The 8,549-nt window shown below is 75.5% G+C and carries 8 protein-coding genes; 7 read left to right on the forward strand and 1 reads right to left on the reverse strand.

Annotated features, from left to right (window positions below):
• The 6 genes from PSD17_RS19465 to PSD17_RS19490 all read left to right on the forward strand — a co-directional run.
• Positions 1–699: RibD family protein (locus PSD17_RS19465; RefSeq protein ID WP_339124041.1), on the forward strand; the 699-nt coding region annotated here is incomplete at its 5' end.
• Entirely contained in the window at positions 700–1,332 is a 633-nt protein-coding gene (locus tag PSD17_RS19470; RefSeq protein WP_103384491.1) for a riboflavin synthase, read from the forward strand.
• Positions 1,329–2,642 carry a bifunctional 3,4-dihydroxy-2-butanone-4-phosphate synthase/GTP cyclohydrolase II gene (locus tag PSD17_RS19475; protein ID WP_013675537.1) on the forward strand — a complete coding sequence of 438 codons (1,314 nt, stop codon included), beginning with the start codon at positions 1,329–1,331 and terminating at the stop codon, positions 2,640–2,642. Before PSD17_RS19470 ends, PSD17_RS19475 begins: the two co-directional genes overlap by 4 nt.
• A 273-nt stretch (positions 2,643–2,915) precedes the next feature.
• A complete protein-coding gene (ribH, locus tag PSD17_RS19480; RefSeq protein ID WP_013675536.1) occupies positions 2,916–3,398 on the forward strand; it encodes a 6,7-dimethyl-8-ribityllumazine synthase in 483 nt (160 codons plus the stop codon).
• The gene (locus PSD17_RS19485; RefSeq protein WP_339124042.1) at positions 3,395–4,237 is read left to right on the forward strand and encodes a PH domain-containing protein; all 843 of its coding nucleotides are present in this window, start codon (positions 3,395–3,397) and stop codon (positions 4,235–4,237) included. Before ribH ends, PSD17_RS19485 begins: the two co-directional genes overlap by 4 nt.
• Positions 4,238–4,725: 488 nt before the next feature.
• Entirely contained in the window at positions 4,726–5,376 is a 651-nt protein-coding gene (locus PSD17_RS19490) for an HAD family hydrolase (RefSeq protein ID WP_041761481.1), read from the forward strand.
• Positions 5,377–5,390: 14 nt separating this feature from the next.
• Here the strand turns inward: PSD17_RS19490 and PSD17_RS19495 are convergent, their stop codons facing one another.
• The gene (locus PSD17_RS19495; RefSeq protein WP_013675533.1) at positions 5,391–6,098 is read right to left on the reverse strand and encodes a DUF2786 domain-containing protein; all 708 of its coding nucleotides are present in this window, start codon (positions 6,096–6,098) and stop codon (positions 5,391–5,393) included.
• A gap of 136 nt (positions 6,099–6,234) precedes the next feature.
• On the opposite strand from PSD17_RS19495, the gene uvrC reads away from it, so the two are divergent.
• Positions 6,235–8,463: an excinuclease ABC subunit UvrC gene (gene uvrC / locus PSD17_RS19500; RefSeq protein ID WP_339124043.1), complete on the forward strand. Its 2,229-nt coding sequence runs from the start codon at positions 6,235–6,237 to the stop codon at positions 8,461–8,463.
• Positions 8,464–8,549: the final 86 nt, after the last annotated feature.

Here is an 8,549-nt window from a genome sequence, read left to right on the forward strand (position 1 = left end):
CTGCGGGGCTGGCTGCACGCGACGCGCACCGGGCGCCCGCACGTCACCTGGAAGTTCGCGGCGACGCTCGACGGGCGCAGCGCCGCCGCCGACGGCAGCAGCCGGTGGATCACCGGCCCGGCCGCCCGCGCGCGGGTGCACGCTCTGCGCGCGACGAGCGACGCCGTCGTCGTCGGGACCGGGACGGCGCTGGCGGACGACCCCGCGCTCACCGCGCGCGACGCGGCGGGCACGCCCGTACCGCGCCAGCCGCTGCGGGTCCTCGTCGGTCTGCGCCACCCGCGGCCGGGCTCGCACCTCGACGCCCCCGACGTGCTGCACCTGCGCACCCACGACCCCGACGAGGTGCTCGCCGCACTGCACGCCCGCGGGGTCGTCGACGTGCTGCTCGAGGGCGGTCCCCGGCTGGCGGGGGCGTTCCTCGCCGCCGGCCGGGTGGACCGCGTGCTCGCCCACCTGGCGCCGGCGCTGCTGGGCGCGGGCCCCGCCGCGCTCGCGGACGCGGGGGTGGGAACGATCGCGGACATCCTGCGGTTGCAGGTGGCATCGGTGGAACTGGTGGGGGGTGACCTCGTGGTCGACGCGGTGCCGGGCCCGGCGCGCGGCGCGGTCGACCCGGTTGCCCCGTGGTCCGCGGACCAGGCCGGGCCCGTCCCGGCGGTGGTCGACGGCGGGCTCGGACGGAAGGGACGGCGGTAGATGTTCACCGGGATCGTCGAGGAGGTCGGCGAGATCGTCGAGGTGCGCCACGACGGCGACGTCGTGGTGCTCACCGTGCGGGGGCCGCGCGTCTCCGAGGACGCGGCCCACGGCGACTCGATCGCCGTCAACGGCTGCTGCCTCACCGTCGTCGACGACGAGGGCGCCGCCGACGACAGGTTCCGCCTCGAGCTGGTGCCCGAGACCCTGAAACGGACGTCGCTGGGTGCCGCGGCCGCGGGGGTGAAGGTCAACCTCGAGCGGGCGCTGCCGGCCGGGGGCCGGCTCGGCGGGCACATCGTGCAGGGCCACGTCGACGGCGTCGCGACGCTGGTCAGCCGGACCCCGGGCGAGCGCAGCGACGAGGTGCGCTTCAGCCTGCCGCCCGAGCTGGCGCGATACGTCGTGGAGAAGGGCTCGATCGCGGTCGACGGGGTCTCGCTGACGGTCGCGGCGACCGACGGCGACACCTTCACCGTCGCCCTCATCCCCACGACGTTGGCGGACACCACACTCGGGATCCGTGCTCCGGGGGATACCGTCAACCTCGAGGTTGATGTCGTCGCGAAATACGTCGAACGGCTGACCGCCGGGTACCGGCGCGGCGCCGACGAGGAGGCAGGGGTCCAGTGAGCGACCACGCGAGCACCACGACCGGTACGGCGGAGTCGCGCCGGAACGCGTTCGAGCTCATCGAGCGCGCCGTGGCGGACCTGGCCGAGGGCAAGCCCGTCGTCGTCGTCGACGACGAGGACCGCGAGAACGAGGGCGACCTGATCTTCGCCGCGGAGAAGGCGACACCGGAGCTGGTGTCGTTCGTGGTGCGCTACACCTCCGGGTACGTGTGCGTCGCGCTGACCGAGGAGGACTGCGACCGCCTCGACCTGCCTCCGATGCACCACACCAACACCGACAACTTCCGCACCGCGTTCACCGTCACGGTCGACGCGAAGGAGGGCGTGACGACGGGCATCTCAGCCGCCGACCGCGCCCGCACGATCCGGCTGCTGGCCGACCCCGCGGCCGCGCCCGCCGACCTGGTCCGGCCGGGCCACGTCCTGCCGCTGCGGGCCCGCGAGGGCGGCGTCCTGCGCCGGCCCGGGCACACGGAGGCCGCGGTCGACCTCGCGCGGATGGCCGGGCTGTCCCCGGCGGGCGCGCTCTGCGAGATCGTGTCCCAGAAGGACGACACCGACATGGCCCGCGGCGACGAGCTGCAGGTCTTCGCCGAGGACCACGAGCTCACGCTCATCACGATCGCCGACCTCATCGCCTACCGGCGGCGGTTCGAGAAGCACATCGTCCGGGTGGCGCAGGCGCGGATCCCGACCCGCCACGGCGACTTCATCGCCTACGGCTACGACTCCCTGCTCGACGGCATCGAGCACATCGCGATGGTCGTCGGCGACGTCGCGACGCCCGAGGGCGACGGTGAGGACGTGCTCGTCCGGGTGCACTCCGAGTGCCTCACCGGCGACGTGCTCGGCTCGCTGCGCTGCGACTGCGGCCCGCAGCTCGACGCCGCGCTCGAGGCCGTCGCCCGCGAGGGGCGCGGCATCGTGCTCTACATGCGCGGGCACGAGGGCCGGGGCATCGGCCTGCTGCACAAGCTGCAGGCCTACCAGCTGCAGGAGGCCGGCGCCGACACCGTCGACGCGAACCTGGCGATGGGCCTGCCCGCCGACGCCCGCGACTACGGCATCGGCGCCCAGATCCTCGCCGACCTCGGGGTGCGCAGCATGCGGCTGCTCACCAACAACCCCGACAAGCGAGCCGGCCTGGAGGGCTACGGCCTGACGATCAACGGCCGGGTCCCGATGCCGATCCGGCCCACCCCGGAGAACCTGCGTTACCTGCGGACCAAGCGCGACCGGATGGGCCACGAGCTCCCCGGTCTCGGCGATGCGCCCGAGGACGCCGTCGGCGGGGGCTCGGGCTACTGAGGGGTCGTCCGACGGATCACCCGCCGCGGTCTCGGCGCCCGGACGGCTCGTGGCTGCGTTGTCGGCGGGCCCGGACACGCCCGGTATGCCGACCCGGCTCCGCCGTGCCGCGAACCGCCCGGGTCACCGAGCCCGTCGACGACGATCCGTCAGACACCGTTCAGCCGGTCCGCGTGCCCGGCGCCACGGCGGCCGGGCGCGCTCCCGCCGGCGCGTGTGACGGGTCCCGGGGTGCGTGGCCGGTCCGCTCGGCGACGGGGCAGGATGGACGCCATGAGTGGTGAGGGACGTCCCGTCGACCTCGGCGATCTCGACGGTGCCGCCGACCTGCGGGTCGGCATCGTGGCGGCGAGCTGGCACGCCGAGATCACCGAGGTGCTGCTGCAGCGCGCGGTCGCCGTGGCGGAGAAGGCCGGTGCGGTCCCGACCGTGGTGCGGGTGAGCGGGACGATGGAGCTGCCGGTCGTGTGCCAGGCGCTGGCCCGTACGCACGATGCCGTCGTCGCGCTCGGCGTCGTGATCCGCGGTGGCACACCCCACTTCGAGTACGTCTGCGACTCCGTGACCGCGGGCCTCACCCGGGTCGCGCTCGACGAGGGCGTCCCGGTCGGCAACGGTGTGCTCACCTGCAACACCACCGAGCAGGCCGTCGACCGCTCCGGCATGCCGGGCTCCGCGGAGGACAAGGGCGCCGAGGCGACCATCGCGGCCCTGCACACCGCGCTGGTCCTGCGCGGGCTCCGGACCCCGGCATGAGCGGGCGCCAGGTGGGGACGGGAGCGACCGTGCGTGGGACGGGCGACGACGGGCCCGACGCAGCCGCGCCGCGGCCGGCCGGGGAGCAGGTGACGGGGGAGCAGGTCATACTGCGGCCCCGCCGCGTGCTGTGGCTCGCGTGGATCGGCGCCGTCGCGGTCTTCGTGCTGTTCGTCGTCATCGCCGTCGTCCTGCGGACGGCGGACACCGGCGTCTACTTCCGGCTCGCCGACCAGATCTCGATGGTGGTGCTCGGGCTCCTGATCGCCGGCGGGCTGCTGCTGCTCGCCCGGCCGCGGGTGCGTGCGGACGCCCGGGACATCGAGGTGCGCAACATCCTGCTCACCCGCCGGGTGCCGTGGACCGAGGTCGTTGGTGTGGCCTTCCCCGACGGCGCGAGCTGGGCCCGGCTCGACCTTCCCGACTACGAGTACTTCCCGATCCTCGCCGTGCAGGCGGCCGACCGGCAGTACGCGGTCGCCGGCATCCGCCGGTTGCGGGCGCTGCACGCCGCGGCACTCCAGGCAGCGGCACTCCAGGCAGCGGCCCACCAGGCGGTGGGCGAGCGGCCGGCCGGATCGGGGACCGTCGCGAGTGCCGGCGCCGCCGAGCGGCCCCCGGCTGCCGGCGGCGGCCTGGCCGGCCCGCAGCTCACCCCGGACACCGGGACGACGCCGACCGGGACGACGCCGACCGGGACGACGCCGACCGGGACGACGCCGACCGGGACGACGCCGAGTGCGGGAACGGCGGGTGCCGGGACGCCGGATGCCGCGACATCGGGCGCGACACCGCGCCACGACGGCACCCCTGGCAGCGCAGGCGACTCAGGAGCCTGACCTGCGCACGCCCTCCGGTGAGGAGTCGGCCGGGGCGGAGCTCGCCTGGGCGGCGTCGACCGAGCGGCCTCGGCACGGGCGGCGTCGACAAGCGGCGCCGCTTGGCGTGATGTCGGCGAACGAGGCGTCGGCCGGGCGTGACGTCGAGCGGGCACGGTGCAGAGCGGGCACAGTGTCGGGCGGGCGCGAATCGGCCGCGTGGGTCGGAGCGTCGGCCAGGTGCGGTGCGACCGGGCGAGCAGCGAACGGCGGAGTCGGGCGGCGCAGGTCGGCGCTCACCGCCCGCCGCCGGGCGCCCCGGCGCGCGCGCCACTCCCGAGGATGATCAGCACGGGAGAGCATGACGGTGCGTGACCGGCCCGGTACGGTTCTCGGACGTCCGGCTCGGCACCGTGAACGGGAGGAGACCGCGTCCGATGGCCGGCCCGACATCCGGTGCATCTTCCGTCCCCGCGAGCGGCCGCGCCCCCGCGGCCCGGCCGCGCGCCGTGTTGCTCGACGTCTACGACACCACCCTGCGCGTCGGCGTGCTCCGCGAGCGCTTCGTCGACGTCGGTCGTCCGGAGCTCGAGTGCGACGTGTTCCTCGCCCGCGCGATGCGTGACGGCATCGCGTTCAGCATGGCGGGCGCCGACGGGTCGTTCGGCTCGTACGTGCGCGAGGCACTGCGCGCGACGACCGGCCACACGCTCTCCGAGGACGCGCTCGACCACGTCATGGCCGGGTTCTCCGCGCTCCCGCCGCAGCCCGACGCCGAGTACGCGTTGATGGCCTTGGCCCGGGCGAAGGTCTCTGTCTACGCGTTCGGCTACGGCAACGAGCGGGTGCTGTCGGACGCGCTCGACCGCTCCGGGCTGCGGACGTACCTGCGCGGGACGATCTCCGTCGACGACCTCGCCCGGCTGCGCCCGGCCGCCGGTGCCTACCACCACGGCTGCCGGACGGCCCACGCCGAGCCCGCGCGGACGGCGCTGGTCAGCGTGCACGCCTGGGACATCCACGGGGCGGCGCGCGCCGGGCTGCTCACCGGCCTCGTCTGCCGCGGCGAGGGCCGCGTCCCGGCGACCATGGAACAGCCGCACGTCCGGGGCGAGCGGCTCGACCAGGTCGTGGAGGCGCTCCTCGCGCTGCCGGGCTGACCCGGCCGGCACGCTCACCGCGGTTCCGCGGCCAGCCGGCCCCGGCCGAGGTCGGCACGGGACCCGGCGAGGACGCCCGCCCCGAAGCCGGACCCGGACCGGCGCGGCCGCCGGGCCGTGCCGAGGTCGGGGAAGGCCGCGGCGAACGCCCGGTCGACGGCGGCGCCACGGTCGGCGAGCACCAGCGCGGCGGTGCGTCCGCCGGGCGCCGGACCGGCCGCGGCCCGCGCCACGGCGGACCGTTCGGCCGCGAGCAGGCGCTCGTGCACGCGCGCCGCGAAGCCCAGCAGCCACGACCGCCGGTACGCCGCGACGGACTCGCCCGGGTCGGGCGGACGACACCGCGCAAGCTCGCGGGTGGCCTGCACGACCAGCGACTCGTAGAGCAGCCCCACCCGGTCGCGGTCGACCGCGTGCCCGACGACCGTCACCGCGCGCACCCGGCCCCGGCCCGCCGGGTGCAGCACCCACCGGCACCGCAGCGCCGACGCCGTCCAGCCCAGCAGGCGCGCCTTGCCGCCGCTGTAGGGCTCGCAGAGCTCGACCCGCGTACAGCCCACCGGATCTGCGCCCGGGCGGGCCGCGGCGAGCAGCGCGGCGTCGACCCCGTGCCGGGCGGACAGCTCGGCCGCCTTCGCGGTGTATACGCGGGCCTCCGCCTCGGTGCCGGCGCGTTCGGCCTTGGCCAGCAGCTTGCGGATCCGGTCGAGCGTGTCGGCCATCCGTCCCCCCGGGACTCGCGCGGAGCGATCGAACCCATGTTCGACCCGGACGGAGTCTTATCACCCGGCCCCGACAGAACCGGGCGGCACCAGCCGGTGAGCCCCGCCCGGCCGGCGGTTCTACGCTGGGGAGGCCATGCCGGACCCTGCCACGTATCGCCCCGCCCCGGGTTCCATCCCGGAGGCGCCCGGCGTCTACCGCTTCTCCGACCCCCGCGGCCGGGTGATCTACGTCGGAAAGGCGAAGAGCCTGCGCAGCCGGCTCAACTCCTACTTCGCCGACGTCGCCGGGCTGCACCCGCGGACCCGGCAGATGGTGACGACCGCGGCCGCCGTGGAGTGGACCGTCGTCAGCACCGAGGTCGAGGCGCTCCAGCTCGAGTACAACTGGATCAAGGAGTTCGACCCGCGGTTCAACGTCCGCTACCGCGACGACAAGACCTACCCGGTCCTGGCGGTGACGCTGAACGAGGAGTTCCCGCGGCTGCACGTCTACCGCGGTCCCCGGCGCAAGGGCGTGCGCTACTTCGGGCCCTACGCCCACGCGTGGGCGATCCGCGAGACGCTCGACATGCTGCTGCGCGTCTTCCCGGCCCGGACCTGCAGCGCGGGGGTGTTCCGCCGGCACGGCCAGATCGGCAGGCCCTGCCTGCTCGGCTACATCGACAAGTGCAGCGCGCCGTGCGTCGGCACCGTGACCGCGGACGAGCACCGCACGATCGTCGACGACTTCTGCGACTTCCTCGCCGGCCGCACCGACCGGATGGTCCGCGAGCTCGAGCGACGGATGGAGGACGCCGCCGGGGCACTGGAGTTCGAGAAGGCCGCCCGGCTGCGCGACGACATCGGGGCGCTGCGCCGGGCGATGGAGAAGCAGGCCGTCGTGCTGGGCGACGGGACCGACGCCGACGTCGTCGCGTTCGCCGAGGACGACCTGGAGGCCGCGGTGCAGGTCTTCCACGTTCGTGGCGGTCGGGTGCGCGGGCAGCGCGGCTGGGTGATCGACAAGGTCGAGCCGACCGACACCTCGCAGCTGGTCGGCCGGTTCGTCAGCCAGTTCTACGGCGAGCAGGCGGCGCTGGCCGGGTCGGCCGACGACGCGCACCAGCCGGTGCCCCGCGAGATCCTCGTGCCGGAGCTGCCGCCGGACGCCGAGGCGCTCGCCGAGTGGCTCTCCGGGCTGCGCGGGTCCCGGGTCCAGCTGCGGGTGCCGCGCCGCGGCGACAAGCGCGCGCTCGCGGAGACGGTGGCGCGCAACGCCTCGGAGGCGTTCGCGCGGCACAAGCTGCGCCGGGCGGGCGACCTCACGGCCCGGTCGGCGGCGCTGCAGGAGATCCAGGACGCGCTGGAGCTGGAGTCGGCGCCGTTGCGCATGGAGTGCATCGACGTCAGCCACGTCCAGGGGACCGACGTGGTCGCGTCGCTCGTCGTGTTCGAGGACGGGCTCGCGCGCAAGTCCGACTACCGGCGCTTCGAGATCAAGGGCGGCGCCGACGGCGGCGACGTGGCGGCGATCGCGGAGGTCGTGCGCCGCCGGTTCCGGCGCTACCTGGCGGAGACCGCCGTGGAGACGGCCGTCGACCCCGGCGGTGGTGCGGCGAACGGTCGCCCGGCGGTCGTCGCCGACGGGTCGGCGGCGGACGGCCATCCGGTGGGCGACGAGGAGCCACGCACCCGTAACGCGGCTGTGGACTCCGCCGAACCCCTCGACATCAGCGCCACGGTGAGTGCCCCGTCCGCGACCGTCCGAACGGGCATCGACCCGCACACCGGACGGCCGCGGAAGTTCGCGTACGCGCCGAACCTCCTCGTCGTCGACGGCGGCCCCCCTCAGGTCGAGGCCGCCGCGCAGGTGCTCGGCGAGCTCGGGATCGACGACGTGGCGGTGTGCGGGCTGGCCAAGCGCCTGGAGGAGGTCTGGCTGCCCGCCGACCCCGATCCGGTGATCATGTCCCGGACCTCGGAGGGGCTGTACCTGCTCCAGCGGATCCGGGACGAGGCGCACCGCTTCGCCATCACCTACCACCGCCAGCGTCGTTCCAAGGGCATGGTGGCCTCCGAGCTCGACGCCGTACCGGGGCTGGGCCCCTCGCGGCGCCAGGCGTTGCTCAAGCAGTTCGGTTCCGTGCGCAAGCTGCGGGCCGCCGGTGTCGACGAGATCGCCGCGGTGCCGGGTTTCGGCAGGCGGACGGCCGCGGCCGTGGTCGCGGCGCTGCACGGCGAGGCCCCCGCGGGCGACGCGCAGCCCACCACGCCCGCGGGCGGGGCGCCGGACACCCCCGGCGCCGCCGCGGACCCCGGCGCCGCCGTGGGTGGCGTGCTCCCGAGCACCGCCGCGACCGCTGCCCACGGGGAGTCGTCGTGACCGCGGACCGGCGGGACACCGCACCGGCGGGGATCGAGGTCGCGCTGGTCAGCGGCCTGTCCGGGGCCGGCCGCAGTACGGCGGCC

Origin of the sequence: Pseudonocardia sp. D17 (assembly GCF_036984265.1) — a bacterium.
Taxonomy (GTDB): Bacteria; Actinomycetota; Actinomycetes; order Mycobacteriales; family Pseudonocardiaceae; genus Pseudonocardia; species Pseudonocardia benzenivorans.